The 16,191-nt window shown below is 70.5% G+C and carries 12 protein-coding genes; 3 read left to right on the top strand and 9 right to left on the bottom strand.

The features are described 5' to 3' along the window. The first annotated feature begins 211 nt into the window (after positions 1-211). From J7E97_RS16300 to J7E97_RS16290, 3 genes are all read left to right on the top strand, one after another. Positions 212-2,203 (top strand): hypothetical protein, encoded by a 1,992-nt coding sequence (locus J7E97_RS16300; protein WP_215027675.1) that lies wholly within the window; start codon positions 212-214, stop codon positions 2,201-2,203. Between the two features lie 294 nt (positions 2,204-2,497). Next, the gene (locus J7E97_RS16295) at positions 2,498-4,777 is read left to right on the top strand and encodes a TraM recognition domain-containing protein (RefSeq protein WP_308346531.1); all 2,280 of its coding nucleotides are present in this window, start codon (positions 2,498-2,500) and stop codon (positions 4,775-4,777) included. Next, positions 4,777-5,460 carry a hypothetical protein gene (locus J7E97_RS16290; protein WP_215027671.1) on the top strand — a complete coding sequence of 228 codons (684 nt, stop codon included), beginning with the start codon at positions 4,777-4,779 and terminating at the stop codon, positions 5,458-5,460. The genes J7E97_RS16295 and J7E97_RS16290 overlap by 1 nt, the downstream gene beginning before the upstream one ends. A 72-nt stretch (positions 5,461-5,532) precedes the next feature. Here J7E97_RS16290 and J7E97_RS16285 read toward each other — a convergent pair whose 3' ends face one another. From J7E97_RS16285 to J7E97_RS16245, 9 genes are all read right to left on the bottom strand, one after another. Beyond that, complete coding sequence (locus tag J7E97_RS16285) at positions 5,533-6,612, bottom strand: hypothetical protein (protein WP_215027669.1); 1,080 nt, start codon at positions 6,610-6,612, stop codon at positions 5,533-5,535. After that, positions 6,609-7,280, bottom strand: coding sequence for a ParA family protein (locus tag J7E97_RS16280; RefSeq protein ID WP_215027652.1), 672 nt, complete (start codon positions 7,278-7,280; stop codon positions 6,609-6,611). Before J7E97_RS16280 ends, J7E97_RS16285 begins: the two co-directional genes overlap by 4 nt. A gap of 144 nt (positions 7,281-7,424) precedes the next feature. Continuing rightward, the gene (locus J7E97_RS16275; RefSeq protein WP_215027649.1) at positions 7,425-7,865 is read right to left on the bottom strand and encodes a hypothetical protein; all 441 of its coding nucleotides are present in this window, start codon (positions 7,863-7,865) and stop codon (positions 7,425-7,427) included. Between the two features lie 78 nt (positions 7,866-7,943). Further along, on the bottom strand, positions 7,944-12,983 hold the full coding sequence (mobF, locus tag J7E97_RS16270) for a MobF family relaxase (RefSeq protein WP_251054643.1): 5,040 nt from the start codon (positions 12,981-12,983) through the stop codon (positions 7,944-7,946). A gap of 1,031 nt (positions 12,984-14,014) precedes the next feature. Then, a complete protein-coding gene (locus tag J7E97_RS16265; RefSeq protein ID WP_251054642.1) occupies positions 14,015-14,527 on the bottom strand; it encodes an HNH endonuclease in 513 nt (170 codons plus the stop codon). Between the two features lie 113 nt (positions 14,528-14,640). Next, the gene (locus tag J7E97_RS16260) at positions 14,641-14,940 is read right to left on the bottom strand and encodes a hypothetical protein (protein WP_215027647.1); all 300 of its coding nucleotides are present in this window, start codon (positions 14,938-14,940) and stop codon (positions 14,641-14,643) included. After that, the gene (locus J7E97_RS16255; RefSeq protein ID WP_215027646.1) at positions 14,937-15,266 is read right to left on the bottom strand and encodes a hypothetical protein; all 330 of its coding nucleotides are present in this window, start codon (positions 15,264-15,266) and stop codon (positions 14,937-14,939) included. The genes J7E97_RS16260 and J7E97_RS16255 overlap by 4 nt, the downstream gene beginning before the upstream one ends. Beyond that, on the bottom strand, positions 15,263-15,544 hold the full coding sequence (locus J7E97_RS16250; RefSeq protein WP_215027687.1) for a hypothetical protein: 282 nt from the start codon (positions 15,542-15,544) through the stop codon (positions 15,263-15,265). The genes J7E97_RS16255 and J7E97_RS16250 overlap by 4 nt, the downstream gene beginning before the upstream one ends. After that, positions 15,544-16,179, bottom strand: coding sequence for a hypothetical protein (locus J7E97_RS16245; RefSeq protein WP_251054641.1), 636 nt, complete (start codon positions 16,177-16,179; stop codon positions 15,544-15,546). The genes J7E97_RS16250 and J7E97_RS16245 overlap by 1 nt, the downstream gene beginning before the upstream one ends. Positions 16,180-16,191: the final 12 nt, after the last annotated feature.

Here is a 16,191-nt window from a genome sequence, read left to right as displayed (position 1 = left end):
ACGAAGCCCGAGCCCCGGGGCAACTTCTCCGCCCGCGTCCGGGTGTCGGTGCGCAAGAGGGCGAAGGTCTACGCCGCCGGCCACGACATCAACTTGCAGGACCTGGTCGACGCCGCGCTGGACGAATACCTGGCTCGCCGCAACGCATGAAAAACGCCCCAGCGGTGCGCTATCACCGCTGAGGCCCGACGCAAGGATTGGAGTTGACTAGATGCGCCACGACCAGGGTACGGGCACAGATCCGTACTGGTCAGCAGCCGGATTCGGTCAGCTGGACTGGCAGGCGAAGGCCGAACGCGTCCTGAGGGACGCGCCCACCTGGATCCTGCTGGCCATTGTCGGCGCCGTGCTCCTCACGCTGCTGATCGCGGCCTTCCTGGCCTTCTCCCGGGCCTCGAAGCAGCAGGCGGAGAGGGACAAGCACCACCGCGAGGCTGTCGCCCTCGCCCGCGAGAAGGGGCAGTCCCTTCCTCCCGAACCCCTGCACATGGACCCCAAGCCGCTGCTCGGCGGCATCGCGGTGTCCTTGAACGGCCTGTGGGGATTCGCCCAGGACCAGGTCGGGCTGTCGTTCTTCTTCGCAGTCGGCTTCGTGAGCATGTTCGACGTGCTGGAAATGAAGCTGTTTTCGAACATGTACAAGATGGCGGACGCCGACCCGCGTAGACGGTGGACGCGTCAGCTGAAGATCATGCGGGGCACCGCCTGGGCCTTCATCTTCGCGTCGGCCGCGGTGAACGTCGCTCACGCCCCGAACCTGGTGGCAGCGCCCTTCCTCGCGATCATGCCGATCGGCGCGGGCTGGGTCATCTACATGCCGCTCAAGAACGCGCTCGCCGGCGCGGAAGAGGAAGAGGACACCAAGCGGCCCGAGGGCGCGAAGCCCGGTCCGTTCCGGCTGGCCGGGCTGCTGTGGCGGCGACTGTGGGCCTGGGGCTACCGCGTGGCGGGCCTGGACGTCAACGACCGCGCAGACGAGATGGTCCGCCGGGCCCGCGCGCGGGATGCTGCGGACGCCTCGTACGAACTGCGCAAGGCGCTCCTGGAGAAGAAGGAGCTGGAGAAGGTCGTCGGCGTGGCCGTCGCGCCGCGCGGCCGGGGCAAGGTCTCCGAGGAGGCGAAGCGGCTCGACGCCCTGAACAGGGAGCTGGAGAAGAAGATCCGGCCGAAGGCGCAGGGCGCCCTGGAGATGGCGGACACGCAGGACCCCGAGCAGGGTCTGCAGCTCATGCAGCGCATGGCGTGGCTGACCCGGGCCGACGACGTGGCCCTGCTCGACTACGGGCCCGACAGCCCGGCCATGACGGTGCTGGAGGAGCTGAACATCGCGGCGAACGCCGAGTTCGTGAAGAGCAACAAGCGTGCGATCGAGGCGGGCAAGACTGCGGAGGCGGCGGAGGACACCCGGCGCAAGGCGGAGAAGGCGGTCGAGGAAGCCGCGGGCCAGCTCGCGGCCGTCAAGGAGGAGCTGGAGCGGGTCCGTAAGGAGGCGGAGGAGTCCCAGAAGCAGGTGACGGCCGACCGGGAGAAGGAAGAGAAGCGCCTCAAGGCGCTCCGGGATGAGCGGGCCCTGCTGGAGAGCAGCGACGCCACGGCCGGCCAGCTCTACCAGCGCACGGTCAAGGAGTTGGAGGAGACCCGCGAGCAGCTCACCACGCTCATGGAGGAGCGCGGGAAGCTGACCGACTCGACCGGTGAACTGCAGCAGGAAGTCACCCGGGGCCGGGAGGAAGTCCTGCGCCTGGAAGGTGTGCAGAAGGCGCTGGAGGAGCGCCTGGGCACGTTCGTGGACGAACGTGACCGGCTGACCGCGGTGGCGGCCAAGGCAGAGAAGGAAGCGCGGGAAGAGCGCGAGAACGCGCTGCGGCTGGAGGAGCGCCTGGCCTCGATCGAACGCCAGCAGGCGGCCGGTGTCGCGGCGCGCGCCCAGCAGCCCGGCCGGGTCGACGCCCGGATCGGCTCGGGGGGCGGGGACACCCGTCAGCGCCTTCGTGAGCTGCTCAACGAGATGAGCCCGGAGGACCGGCAGCAGTCCCAGCGGAAGATCGCCGCGCAGCTCATGGATCAGGTGGGCCTCGGCCTGGACGCGGTCCGCAACCACCTGCGGGCCATCGACCAGGAAGACGCGGAGGCGGCGGGCTTGCCCCACCCCCGTACACACGAAGACACGGAAGAGCGGGAGTTCGAGGGCGTCGAGAAGTGAGCCCGGAAATCGCCGGGCTCTGTCCACAGGCCCGGCTCTGCATGATCGGCGGACCGGTGACCACCACCGGCGGGATGGGCGGACCGAACACGAAGGTGTCCGGTCTGGCGGGCAATCTGCCCAGGTCATCCCGCCCGGCGGGAAGCCGCGCAACCGTGCGCGGTAGGTCCGTAACGATCGGCGATAACCATGCCGCACTTGTCAGTTCAGGGACGTATACAGACAGGAGTGGCCCCGGTGCTTACTGAGCTTGGCGGCTGCAGCACCGGGGCCCTGACGAAGGAGGAGACCCTCGTGAACGACAACAGTAAGGGCAGCAACCACATCGACTCGACGTCTCCGGAAGACATCCCGGAGACGGCCGAACACCAGCAGCCGGCCCCTCGGAGCCCGCTGTTCAGCGAGGCCCCCTTCTGGCGCGGGTCGGGCGTGCGCGTTACGGCGCTCGGCGTGCCCACCACGTTCCTCGCGGCGGGGGAGATCACCCCCACCGACACCACCGGGGACGCGGGCGACATCCTCGGGACGATCTTCGGCGGCCTGGCCGACGGCGCCGGGGAACTCTTCGCCGCGCAACCCCTCCTGACGACCGGACTCGTGGTCGGCCTGGTCGGCGCGGGCTACATGTACGTGAAGACGAACATGGACTTCGGCCGCGAGAGCGACGGCTTCGCGGACAGGAAGCGGCTCAAGAAGCAGATGACCCGCGCCCCGCTGGTCAAGAAGCGCAAGGTCCTGCGGCCCAGCCTCACGGACGTCCCCGCCCGGAAGGTGCCGACCAACGCCGTCGGCTTCTACATCGGACGCGACCGCAAGACCGGCCTGCACCTGTACGCGGCGATCGAGGAGTCCTCCCTGATGCTCGCCCCGATGGGTGCGGGCAAGACGGCCAAGCTGGGCAACTGGCTGCTGGACGCGGTGGGTGCGGTGCTGGCCACCAGCACGAAGTACGACATCGTCGAGCTGACCGAAGCGATCCGCGCCCGGGTCGGCAACATCCTGATCTGGAACCCGGAGGGTCTGGCCGACCGGCCCTCGAACATCGCGTGGGACCCGGTCATCGGCTGCTCGGACCCGAAGCTCGGCATCGAGCGCTCCAAGCGACGGGCCAAGGCCCTGCTGGAGGGCTCCGACTTCACCAAGGGCATGGAGAACCGGAACTTCTGGACCTCCAGCTCCTACCGGGTGCTCAAGGCATTCATGTGGGCCGCTGACGTCGAGGGCCTGTCCCTGATCGACGTGGCCCGGTGGTCCAAGCAGCCGCACCGCTACGAAGCGATCGAGATCTTCCAGAAGCACGTGGACATCGCGCCCCGCGGCTGGCAGGACGACCTGGAGCAGCAGCAGAAGGTCGACGGCAAGGCGACGACGCTGGAGAACGTGTTCGGCACGCTCTCCCAGACCTTCATGTTCCTGGACTCCCCGGACATCCAGAACGTGATCCTGTCGGCGCACCGGCCCAACGCGCAGTTCGACACCGAGGCGTACCTGCGCTCGCGGGACACGCTCTACATGCTCGGCAACGACAGCGACATCGGGGGCATGGGCCCGCTGTTCACCTGCCTGACCAGCGAGGTGTACGCAGGGGCGCGGACGATGGCGTCCCGCTCGCGCGGCGGCCGACTGGACCCGCCGATGACGTTCGTGCTGGACGAAGCGGCGCTGATCTGCAGCGTTCCGCTGCAGCGCTGGACGGCTGACAGCCGGGGCATCGGCATCACGATCCACGCCGTATTCCAGTCCCCGGCGCAGATCCACGAGCGGTACGGAAAGTTCGCCTACCAGACCATCTGGGAGAACTGCGTAAAGCTGATCCTCGGCGGCCTGAGCAACGTCGAGCACCTGGAAGACCTCTCGAAGCTGACCGGCCTGAAGCGGGTCAAGCAGGAGAGCCAGTCGGAATCGAACTCGGGGGGCCTGAACGCCACCTCGAACCGCTCCTCCTCCTACACCTGGGTGGAGAAGCCGACCATGACGATCTCCGACATCATGTACCTCGACCCGGGCGAGATCCTGATGTTCCGCAAGTACCTCGGCGGTCCGGTCGTCGCCACCTACACCCCGGTGTGGGAGCGCAAGGACGTCAAGAACGTCGTCCGGGACAACAAGAGGGCGGCCAAGGCCGAACTCAAGGCGCGCAAGCGCAAGCTCGCCACCGTGCCGGCGGCCCCGGAAGCCAGCCCGTGGGTGGAGGCCCCGGCCCCGGACCTGTGGGGACCGCAGCCCGAAGAGCCCTGGGCGCCGCCCGCCCCGGCGGCAGAAGTCAGCCCGTGGACGTCGGACCCGGCGGCCAGCGGCTGGAGCACCGGCGGGTTCCCCGGACCGCGTGACCACCTGCGGGTCGTACCCGGAGAGGTCGTCAAGCCGCCCGCGCCCCAGCGCGGGCCGGAGAAGCCCTCGTTCGAGCCGACCGCGCACCTGGTGCCGGAGCAGCCCGCCCCCGTCGAGCAGCCCGCGGTGAAGGAGCAGCCCAAGCAGCTGCGTGACACCGGCACGGCCGGACCGAGCAAGCCGACCGGACCGGCCCAGCCGCCCCGCCGTCGGCGCGACGCTGACGACCTGGGGGCCTTCTGATGAAGCTGGAGCCGGGGGACATGCTCCTCGCGCTGGCCCGGGACCTCTCGGAGGCGCGGACCACTCTCACTTCCGGGCTGGAGGACCTCGCCGGACGGCTGGAGAGCCTGGAGGGTGCCGAGTACGGCGACGCCATCGCCGGACTGCGGAAGGTGCTCGGCGAGGTCTCCGACGCGGTCCAGAAGCTGCAGGACAAGGCAGAAGAGGAAGAGCCGGAGGGGCCGGGCACCGCGCCGAACTGGGTGGAGCTGGACAAGGAGCAGTGCCGGGAGCTGTGGGACTGGCTGAACAGCTGGTGCAACAAGATCTTTCTCCCCGTCTACGCCCAGGACGTCTGGCGGCCGTGCTGGTACCGCCACCAGCAGCTGCGGATCCAGCTGACGTGGCTGTGCGCCTACTGGCACTGGGCGTACGAGAAGGCGGCCCCGCCGACCCGTGCGGCCGAGTGGCACATGCGGTGGTGGCCGGCCGTCGAGACCTTCATGAAGAAGGAGTTGAAGGAGTGCGGCTACGTCGACCCGGAGAAGCTGCGTGAGCCGCTGCACGCCATCCCGGAACACGGGGAGGACGCCCTCGCTCTCGATGACTTCGCCGACCATGGTCTCTTCGACTGGATCGAGCGGGACATCGCCCGGCGCCCCGACCCGGAGAAGAAGCGCAGCAAGAAGGACCCGGCCGGCTGACCCAGCCCGACGGAAGTAGAAGGGGGAGTCACCCAAATTTGGGTGACTCCCCCTTCGCGTTGCCCGGGTCCGCTACTGGTCCTTGAGGACCTCGTCGACCGCGTACGCGATGCCCAGCGCCGCGGTGCTGATGTCCTTCAATGCCTCGGCCGGCGCGTCGTGCAGGGCGCCCGCCTCGATCCCGGCCAGCAGTCCCTGCAGCAGGTCGCGCATCCTGATCGCCCGGTGCGGGGGCTGCTCGTCCACGATCTCCGCCTCGACCACCGACTCGTCGCCGTCGTCGGCACTCTCGCCTGTCGGGGATCCGCCCGTCGAGTCACCCAAATTTGGGTGACCTCCCGTCTGGGGGGCGGCTTGCTCCTGGGCGCCGGTCTCGACGTCGGCCGGGGCCGTCTCCGCGGAGGCCGGGGCCGTTTCCTTCTTCCTGGACCGCGTCGTCTTGGGCTTCGGCTTCGCCTCGATCGCGGCCTGGAAGGTCCGCGCGGTCGTCAGCGCCACCGGCTCGGCTACCCGCGCCAGCTCGACCAGGCCGTCGACCACGTCGGCCGTGACCCGGTGACGACGCTCGGCCGCCCATACCCGAAGCGCGACGTACGCGCGGGCGGTTGTGTCCTGGCCGTGCTGCTCGACCATGGGCAGCAGCCGGTGGACGTGGGAGTCGGGGATCGCGCGGGGCCGGTCCTGCTGCTCGGTGATGGCCTTGAGCACGGGCCACTGCTGGATGCGCCGGTTGACCTCCGACTCCGACTCACCAAACTGGTCCTGACAGTAGTCCGGCCACGTGCGCCCGCCCTGACGGTGCAGGCGCCGGGAGCGGACCGCGTGCGCGGCCTTCCACTTCATCCACTCGGCCCGGTTGCCGTTGCCGAACGCGGCCTCACAGTGCCCCAGGTCGTCAACTTCCTGGGGCGTCAGCTCGCCTTCGGCCTCGACCTCCACCTCGACGGGCTCGGGAATCAGGTCCGGGGTGAACGCCTGCGGCCGGTACGGCTCCACTGCGGCGGGCGACGCCACCGGGTCGCGCTCCCCGGCCGGGGCCGGGACGGTCGCCTCGGCGGGGCCGGTCGCCTCCGCCTTCGCCCCTTCGGACTGCCGGCGCGCCTCTGCCGCGGCGGCACGCTGGTCTCGAATCTCCTGCCGGGTGGGACTCACCGGCCGACCTCCTGGTTACCAACGGGCAGCAGCCCGCGCTTCTTCATCTCCGTCACGAGCGCACCGAACGCCGTCTTGGCGGCACCCTCCACCGGCGCCCCGATGGAGTCGCCGAACCGCTCGCTGCGCGGGATGACCGTGGAGAACACCTGATACCCCTCCTTGATCATCTCCTCCCGGTAGTAGCCGGTCGACGACGCGTTCGCCACGGTGCGGTTGAGCAGCACCCATGTCTCGGGCTTCCTGCCGGTGGCCCTCAAAGGGGCACTGCTCGCCAGGATGTCCTTGAACGGCTTCGCGGTCTCCGGCTCGACGACCCGCTCCCAGTCACCGGCGGTCGGCGACATGTGCAGGATCACCAGGTCGGCGATGCGGAGCACCGAGTCCGCGACGAAGGGGTGGTTCTCGCTGTGTCCGCAGTCCACCATCGCGATCGTCTTCCCCGTCGGGGGCACGACCTTCGTGTGGAACTTGGCGTCGGCCTGCGCGTGCACGGGGAAGGCGAATTTGCCCTTCTCCGGCTGGCTCCAGGCCCAGAACTGCTTGCTGTGGTCGGCGTCGTACCCGACGACCTCGTAGCCTTCCTCGTCCTCCACCAGGGCGTGCGACAGCCACCCGGTGTCAGTGGTCTTGGCCATGGTCCGGGGCGACATGTTCGCGATGAGCATGTCGGGAGCCTATGGGCACAGCAGAGATCAACACATCACGGACGCCAGCTTCCGGCCCCGTAACGCCCGCTTGATACGCGAAAGCCCTCCCCGGCCGCGGCCGGGGAGGGCTGGAAGTCTGCGGGTGCCGTCAGGGAACTGCGCTCACTCGAAGATGGGGCGTTCCTCGTCGGCCGACGTCGCCCACTGCACGGTGCGCTTGACGCCGCCGGCGTACCACTCGGAGGTGTCGGTCCACTTGTAGCCGAAGATCGCGTCCTCGGCGTGCGTACGGATCAGCGGGACCGGCAGATCGGGGTAGGGGTACAGCTCCCGGGAGATCGGGGCCCACTCGCGCTCACCGAGCAGCCACCGGGTGGTGTGGATGATGGCCTCCAGCGCGCTCGCGACGCCGTCGGGAGAGACCCAGATCATCCGTGCGTCGCCCGGCGGCAGGGCCTGGGAGGCCAGCGCGTCGTCGCGGAGTTTCTCCAGCTCGCTGCGTGAGCGCACGACGCGCGGCGGCAGGTCCTGCGCCGCGGGCGCCTGGGTCGGCTGGGCCGGCGGCTGCGGGCCGCCCCGGTTCCACCACGATGTCTCGGCCATGTCCGTCAAGGTAGCGGGCTCTTGTGACACGGAGCCAGGAAATGGGGCGGGCCAGCGGGTTGCCCGCTGGCCCGTGGCCTACATCTCGATGTCGATGTCGATGTCCGGAGCAGGGGGCGCGGGCGGCTCGGGGGCCGGGGCGGGCTGCGGCTCGGGTGCGGCCGGGATGCTGCCCGCGGGCTCGACGTCGTGGTCCTGGCCGTGGTCGATCTGGGCCATCTCGCGGCCCAGCCGCTCGTACTCGGCCTCGAAGTCCATGCCGGAGTCGCGGCGCTCGCGGTCGACCTCTTCGGCCTGCGGCTGCGCCTCGCGCTGGGCTTCCTGCTCTCGCTCCTGGGCGCGCTGTTCGAGGATCTGCTGCGCCTGGCGGGCCTGCTCCATCGCGGCAAGCAGCTGCTCCTCGGCGGACGGCTGCGGGGTCGGCGTGGCGGCCGGGGCCGACTCCGGCTCCGGCTCGGCGGTCTCCGGTTCCAGGACGGGGTTGCGGCGCTCCAGCTCGATCCGGGCGTAGTCGGCCTCTTCGCGCACCTGCTGCGTCTCGGCGAACCACTTCTCGCGGGTCTCGTGGATCTCCTGGTACTGCCGCGCGCGGTCGCCCATCGTCTCCGCGATGTTCCGGCTGGTCTCGGCCCGGTCGAGGGTGTCGCGCACCAGCTCGCCGGGCTCGATGTCCGCCTGAAGCGTGGGAACCTGCTGCAGCGCCATCGCCTGGGCGAGGGCCTGCTGGTGTTCGTTGTAGCCGGTGGCCTTCGAGACTTCATCCAGGGCCTTGTTGATGCGCTCCTCGTGCTCGGCGACCTCCTTGTCCGCCATCTCCTGGGCGCGCAGCTCCATCTGCACGGCCTGGTTCTCGTAGTCGCGCTCCGCCTTGAACGACCGCTGCATGTCGTCGGCGACGTACGGCGGCGCCCACTCCTCCTCACGCTCGGCGCGCTCGATGGACTGGCGCAGGTTCTCCTCGCTCGCGCGGGAGATGTCGGCCAGTTCCTCCGGCACACCGAGGGCACGGCGTGCTCGCTCCCAGTCGGCACGCGCCTCGACGGCGCCGTCCGGAGGGGCCTGGCCGATGGCGTCGGCTTCCTTGTCGAAGGAGTGGGCCTCGCGGTACCGCTCGACGCGGCCGGCGCGCAGCTCCCAGTCGGCGCGCTCGGTCGGGTCCTCGGGCACCGGGCCCAGACGCTCGATCGCCCATGCCGGCTGCTGCTCGGCGACACGCTGGCCCAGCTGCTCGGTGCGCTGGTCCATCAGCTCGGCCCACTCGCCCATGAACCGGCCCAGGTCCCCGTCAATCTCCGGCGTGCGGGCACGGTAGGAGTCCATGGCCTCCAGCTGCGCCTCGCGCTCGGCGGCCTGGCGCTGCTTGACCTCGTTGTCCTGTCCGGCGTGCAGGACGTCCGCCTCGACCTGGAAGGCGAAGGACTGGCGAAGCAGCAGCTCCATGTTGAGCTGGTCAAAGTCCTGAGAGTCCTGTGCGGGCGCGCGGGTGTCGACCAGCTGCTGCAGCTGGTCCTGGTCGACGGGCTCGGCGGTCGCGGCCTCGATGACGGCCGTCTCCTGCTGCTGGCGGATCTCCTCGTCGGCCGCGGCGCCCAGGACCTCGGCGCCCATCTGGGTGGCGAGGGTCTGCTGCAGAAGTTCGTCCTGGTGCGGGTGGACCCGGGCGGCCTCGTCCGCAGCGTCGAGCAGCTGCTTCAACTCCTCCGGGTCAGCGGTCGTCTGCCCGGCCTCGATGGCGGCGTCGACCGTCTGCTCCTGGGCGGCGAGGGCTTCGCGCTGCTCGGCCTTCTCCGCACGGATCTCGTCGCGCTCGACCAGGTTGAAAGCCTGCTTGAGGCGGTAGTGCATGGCCTTGCTGGCGTCGTCGGCGGTCTCCAGCTCGCGCGAGCGGGCGGTACGCACCAGCAGGTCCTCGGCGTCGAAACCGCGCTCCTCGACGGTGCGGGCCAGCCTCATCAGGGTTCCGTACGCCTCGCCGCTGCTGACGCGGGCGTAGTCCTCGGGGCCCAGCGCGTCGAGCAGGGCCTTGCCGTACCGCGTCTCGGCGTGCTGGTCCTTGACCCCGGCCCACGCCGGCTGGATGGCGGCGAGGTGCTCGCGGCGCTCCAGCTCGCCCGCGATGGCCTGGGTGGCGGTCTGCTGCGTGCCGGAGCGCTGCAGCGTCTGGTCCAGCACCGAGAGGTAGTGGGGGATGTCCTCCTCCTTGACCCCCTGGCCGTCCCGGTGGGTGATGACGTAGGCCCAGTTCCCGTCCTGGCCTCGGCTGAGACTGACGTAGAGGGCCTCGCGGGTGGTCTGCTCGTCGACCAGCGAGTGGCAGGGCCCGACCGTGCGGCCCTGCGCGCCGTGCACGGTGCTGGCGTAGGCCAGCTCGACGTGGGTCTGAACGTAGGCCGCGGGCAGGTGCATCCGGGAGCCGTCCGCCAGCTGCACCATCAGGGAGCCGTTGTCGCTGATCCCGGTGACCGTGGCGGTGAGCCGGTTGGTGGCGAACTGGCCGCTCTCGCCCCCGATGTTCCGGTCGTTGCGGCGCATCTGGATGATGTCGCCTCGGCCGGCCTTGGTCTCGACGCCGTACTGCTGCCCGGTGCGCAGCACGACGCCGTCCTCGTCGACCAGGCGGGCGCGGACCAGGTCGGCGCGGGCACGGGCGGAGAGTTCCGCGGCCGTCTCGTTGTCCGGCGCGACCAGCAGCGGGTTGCGCCCGGCCAGCTGGTCCTTGATCCACTCCTGGTAGGCGCGCTCCGTCATCTCCTCGGCGCTGCCGCCCCGGAACCGGCCGTGCAGCTCGTACTGGGCCAGCGCCTCGCTGTCGCCCTCGCGCAGCTGCAGCGACGCCTTGGCCTCCCACTCGCGGACCTTCGTCTCCCCGGTGACGGGGTCGATGTCGCGGAAGCGCCTGACCTCTTCGAGCGTGTGGACTCCGGGCATCTCCTCGGCGAGCTGGCCGAACAACCCGCCCGCCCCGACGGCCGTGAGCTGGTGGTGGTCGCCGCTGCCGATCATCTTCGCGCCGTACGACTCGACCAGGGCACGGACGCGGTCCATGTCCGGGGTGTTGGTCATGCCCGCCTCGTCGACGATGACCAGGGTGCCGGGAGCGATGCGGTACTTCTCCGCGTCGGGCACGTGCTTGCCCGCGGCCATGTCGTCGTGCTTCTTGAGCAGCATGGAGATGTTGGCGACGTTGGTCAGGCCCTCGTCGGCGAGGACCTGGGCGGCGCGCTCACCGCTGGCCAGACCGATGACCTGGCGGCCTTCGTATGACTCCCACACCTCGGTCAGCGCGGCGAGCGTGTAGGACTTGCCCGCGCCGGCCGGGCCGATCAACAGGTCGAGCTTGCGGCCGGACGTCGCCGCGCTGCGGACGAAATCGGCCTGCTTGCCCTTGAGGCCGCGCCGGGCGATGACTTCCTCGACCAGTTCGCTGGGGATCGTCGGGGCGCCGCGTTCGCCTGCGAAGGTCCGCATCCGCTCCTCGGTCGCGATGTGGCGCTCGGTCGCGTACCGGTTCACGTTGTTGTCGGCCGGCTCGTAGACGAAGGAGCCGTCCGCGCGCTGCAGCTCGACGGGGATCTCGACCAGGTGCGGCGCGGTCGCGCAGACCACGCCGTTGTCGCTGGTCGGGTCCAGGGCCTCGTCCGCGAGCCGGTTGAGCAGGTCGCGTACCTCGTGGGCCTCCATCCCGCCCAGCGTGTCCGGCAGCTGCCGGTTCAGCTCGACGATCAGGTCTGACCGTCGCCACGTCGCCTTCTGCTCCTGAACTGCGGCGATGGCGCGCTGCTGGATGCGCTCGGGGTCGAACTCCTTGTACGGGCGGTGCAGGTCGTGCAGCGCGGACTCGTGCTCGACCTGGTCGGGGACGTTGGCCAGCGAGTCGCGGAACCGCTCCTGGCTGAACGCCTCCCACCGGTCGAGCAGCTGGTCACGGGTGACGGCGTCGTGCTTCTTCGCCTGCCGCTGCTGCAGGGTGACGTCCTCGGACATCCGGGCCAGCACGTACGGGGAGGGGGCTGTGCCGTACCGCTCCTCGTACGCCTTCGCGACCTCGGCGACCTCGGCCTTGATGGCGACGCGGCGCGAGGAGAACCCGTCGCGCAGGTCCTGGTCGATGCCGACGATCTCGCGGGCCTTGCCGTCCGGGCGGGTCGCGAATCGCACGCCCTCCGTGCGCTCCAGCTCCTGCTCGGCGATTCGCTCGGCGAGGTGGCCCACGGCCTGCTTGTGGACCCACAGGCCGTTCCCGTCGACCGATCCCCAGGTCACGCGCTCTTCGCCGGTCACCGGGTCGATCTCGACGGCCTTGATCTTGTTCAAGACCGTCGCGTGCACGTGGAGCTGGGGGTCGTCGTCTCGACTCGTGTGCTGCGCCCAGGCGGAGACGATGAAGCCCTCGCCCTTGACGTAGCGTCCGGTCGAGCGGCCCTCGACCTTCTTCCCGTGGTGCCCCAGCCGGGTGTAGCCGGCCTCGTCCTGCATGTGCTCCAGACCAGCCTTTACGCCGACCTTCCAGGCATCCCAGACCCGGTCAGCCTTCGCGGCGTACCGCTCGGCGCCTTCCAGGTCACCAGCCTTGCGGCACTCGGCGGCCTTCACCTGCAGGCTCGCGTGGTAAACGCTCCAGCTCTTCGGCGCGCTGAACGTCAGGTCGTAGTACAGCGTCGCTGACGGTGAGTGCTTCCGGGTGTCCAGCTCGATGGCCTTGACCCGCTCCGGGGTCAGCTCGACCCCCGGCGTCTGCGCCTGGGCGTCGCTCAGCGCGGCCTCGAACCGCCGCTGGAAGCTCTTCTCGTAGTTCTTCGGAGCGTTCCCCAGCCGGGCGTCCTTGCGGATCGCCTTCTCGGCCTTGGCGTACTCCGGCGTGCCCTCCTCGTGAGGGATCGCCGCGAGACGCTCCAGCATCTCGTCGCGCTTCCGGGGGTCGATCCAGTCCTTGTAGAGGTCGGTGAAGACCTCGTTGTCGACCGTTCCCTCCAGCCCCAACTCGGCCGCGCCCTCTCCAAGCCAGTAGCCGGGCGGCTCCCCCTGCAGGTCCACGCTCCGGGCGTAGTAGTGCTCAGCACCAGCCGCTACCTCACGCGTGAGGTAGGCGGGGTCTGAACCTGCGGAGATTGAAAGCATCGCGACTCAGAGTAGGGGATTTTCAAGATCATTAACACCCATAGGATCGTGATGCATAGGTGTGCGGGCTTGTGGTCTATGCATCTAGTTCTACGGTCTGCGTTCGGTCTAATTGATCAAGGAAAGAAAAGGGGTCCGATTACCTCGTCCTGCAGGGGGTCAAAAAGGGTCGTCCAACGTGGGAATGGGGCCGTCCCGGCCCCTGCTGATGAGCTTCCGGCCTGCTGTGGCGGGCTTGGCGCGGCGCGCGAGTTGTACCGAAATGTGCCGCTCGGCGGCTGAGGGTTGCGCCCACCACTTGGGGCGCGCTGGGGAGGTGTCCACCGGGCTGGCGTCGCCGGAACGGGGCGGCCCGAAAGGCCGCGCGGGCGGGGAGTCTGAGGGGGCGCAGCCTCCTCAGCACCACAAGCCGCGGACGACGTCCCGCAGGAACGGGAGGCGGGCACGCTGGCCACCGGCCGCGCCCGTGCGCTACGGTCGGGCTCGACGTCATCGACCCCCGTGCGGACACCCGCACGGGGGTCGACTGTTACCAAGGGCCGAACGCGAGGGCGGACCCCGCACCGAACCCACCCGGCCCGGCCGGCGCGCTCGCGCGGCGGCCGGGGTACTCACCGCCCCACGCGTCTGTCGGTCGACGGAGCGTGACCTACGCGGCGCGTCGACCGCCCCGCCGCGGACGCGGTCGCGGTGACGGCTCACCACCTCGGTGAGGCTGACCCGGTCACCAGTCCCCGGCCTTCTCACCACCTGGTGGTGACCCTTGGCGAATCGAGCGGTGGTGAGCGGCAACGCGAGCGGGGGCGACGGGGACGATTGCGGGCCGGTGAGCATCACCAGTCGGCGGGGGAGTCGCGGCGGTGGAAGGTGGTGACGCTCACCGCCACGGCGAGGAGTCCGCAGGGCCTCGGCTGGTGAGTGGGGAGGCCGCTGCGCGACGCGCGAATCCATCACCGGTGAGCCGCACTCCCCACCCCTCCCCGACGCGACCGGCCCCGGACGGATGTCCGGGGCCGGTGGTGAGCGGTTGGTCAGAAGAGCGGGTTCTGCCGGGCTCCGCTGGGGTTGCCCGCGTCGAGCGCGGCGGCGATGGCGGCCTCGATCTGCTCCGGGCTGTCGGCTGCAGCGATGGCGGCCTGGACCGCCCGCGCCCGCCCGGCCGCGCCGCGCACGTCGGCCAGCGCGTGCCCCGCCAACCGCCTCCGAGCTGCGGCGTCGCGGTTGTTGTCGCCCCGGGTGCCGAGTATCCAGTGGCGGGGCTGTTGGCACGGCGGCTCGTCGCAGGTGTGGCGGACGACGTGGCCGGCGGGGATCGAGTCGTGTCCGTGAGCGAGCCGGTAGCCGAACAGGTGGGCGGGGACGACCCTGCTCGTGCTAGTGGTGTGCGACCCGGCGCGGTACGTGCCGTGGGCGGTGTCGGTCAGCCCGCCGGTCCACCACCAGCAGTCGTCCGGGCCGCGCCGCAGAACATGACTCCAGTAGCGGGCGACGGTCTCACCATCGGCCAGCAACCGTTCCCACCCCACCGTGATCGGTGACGACAAAGCGACTCCGTCACCACCTTCGAGCAGGACCGGGTGGGGACGCTCACCAGTGAACTGGTGAGCGTCGGGGTGGTGAGCCTGCCGTTCCTCGGGGCCTGGTGAGTGCGTCACGCTCACCGCCTCACCAGTCCGGCCGGGCCGGGGCGGGTCGCGGTGGGGACGGTGTCGGGGTCGGCCCTCACCAATCGGGCCTGCGGCCACGGGTCCTCCCTCACCACCTCACCATCGCCGTACGTGAGCGTCACCCTGGTGTCCCCGGCGTCGGGGTCGTACTCGGCGCTGGCGAAGAAGCGCCACCCCTCGGGGTCGCCGTAGATCCACACCCACGCCCCGGTGAGCACCGCGGCCAGATCCTTCACGCGGACGTCGTGCACCTGCGGCTCCCAGTCGGTGGGACCGGCCGCGGACGTCATGGGCGGCTCCCGTCGTCGGCGGGCGGCTCGGCGAGCAGGGCGGCGCCGCCGGTTCCACCCGCGAGGCCGGTACCCCGGCAGTGCCCGCAGTAGCCGGTGCCGTCGGAGTGGGCGGCGCGGAAGGTGTCCAGCTCGCCCCGTACCAGGGCGGTCACCCAGGCGAGCTGGCCGGGCTCGATCGGGACCGGGTGCTGCTCGCCGGTCGCCGGGTCGGTGACCATGACGATCACGGGCGCGGTGCCCTCCGGGTCGGTCGGGTATCCGTCGGCCAGCTCGGCGAGCGCCTGGGCAAATTCGGCGGCGGCCGTGGTGGTCTCGGTGCTCATGCGTCGGCTCCCGTTCGCTGGGCGATCTCTTCGTCGAGCAGGTATGCCTCGCCCCACGGGTTCGGCTCCTCGACGGGCCGGCCGTGCCTGATGTCGCGCAGCCGTGCGCGGCGGTGGTCCTGGACGTAGCCGCGGCAGAGCAGGGCGTCGTGCTGGGAGGTGGGCCAGTTCGAGGCGGTCGCGCACCACCCGCAGTGCGGTGTGCGGGTCAGGCGGCGCCGGATGGCGAGGGCGAGCAGGGTGGCGACGGCGCCGAGCAGGGCGCCCAGGGCGAGCATCACTTCGTGTCTCCGTTCGCGGTGGTGGGGACGGCGTGCTGCTGGAGGAAGGCGCCTGCGATGGCGGCGGCTTCCTCGCGGGTGTCGTAGGTGGTCTCCTCTCCGGCGTCGCCCGGGGTGCCGTCGGCTCCCTGGCCGATCCACCACCAGCCGCCCTCGGTGGCGTGCCAGGACAGATCGGCGGTGCCGCCGAACGCCTCGATCGTGGTCCGGATCTCCTGGCCCGCTGGCGGCTGGGACATCGCGCTGACGGCCTGCGGCCACTTCTTGCGGGCGCCTTGCCGGGTGATCGCCCACGCGTCGCCCAGTTGCGGGTAACCCGCGCCCCGGATCCCGGCGGCGCCGGCGCTCTCGTCGGCCAGCATCTCGGCGGCGGTCCGGATCTCGCGCAGTGCCCGCATCCGGGCGAGGACCCAGTCCCCGGCGTCGCGCACCACCAGGTGCGCGTCCTCGGGAGCGTCGGCGGGCAACGCCTGGACGCGGGTGGAGAGTTGGTCGGCCAGCTCGGTGGCGAGGTCGGCGACCTGGGTGCGGATCTGCGCGGCCTGCTGCGGGTCGGGGTCGGTCCAGGCGGGATCGCGGACGTGGGCCATGTCGTCGGCGAATGCGTCGTCGTAGTAGTCGTCACTTCCCATGATGACAACCTA

This window comes from Streptomyces sp. ISL-66 (assembly GCF_018614135.1).
Lineage (GTDB): Bacteria > Actinomycetota > Actinomycetes > Streptomycetales > Streptomycetaceae > Streptomyces.
The sequence above is the reverse complement of the archived record's forward strand: the minus strand, read 5'-3'. Positions and strand labels throughout refer to the sequence as shown.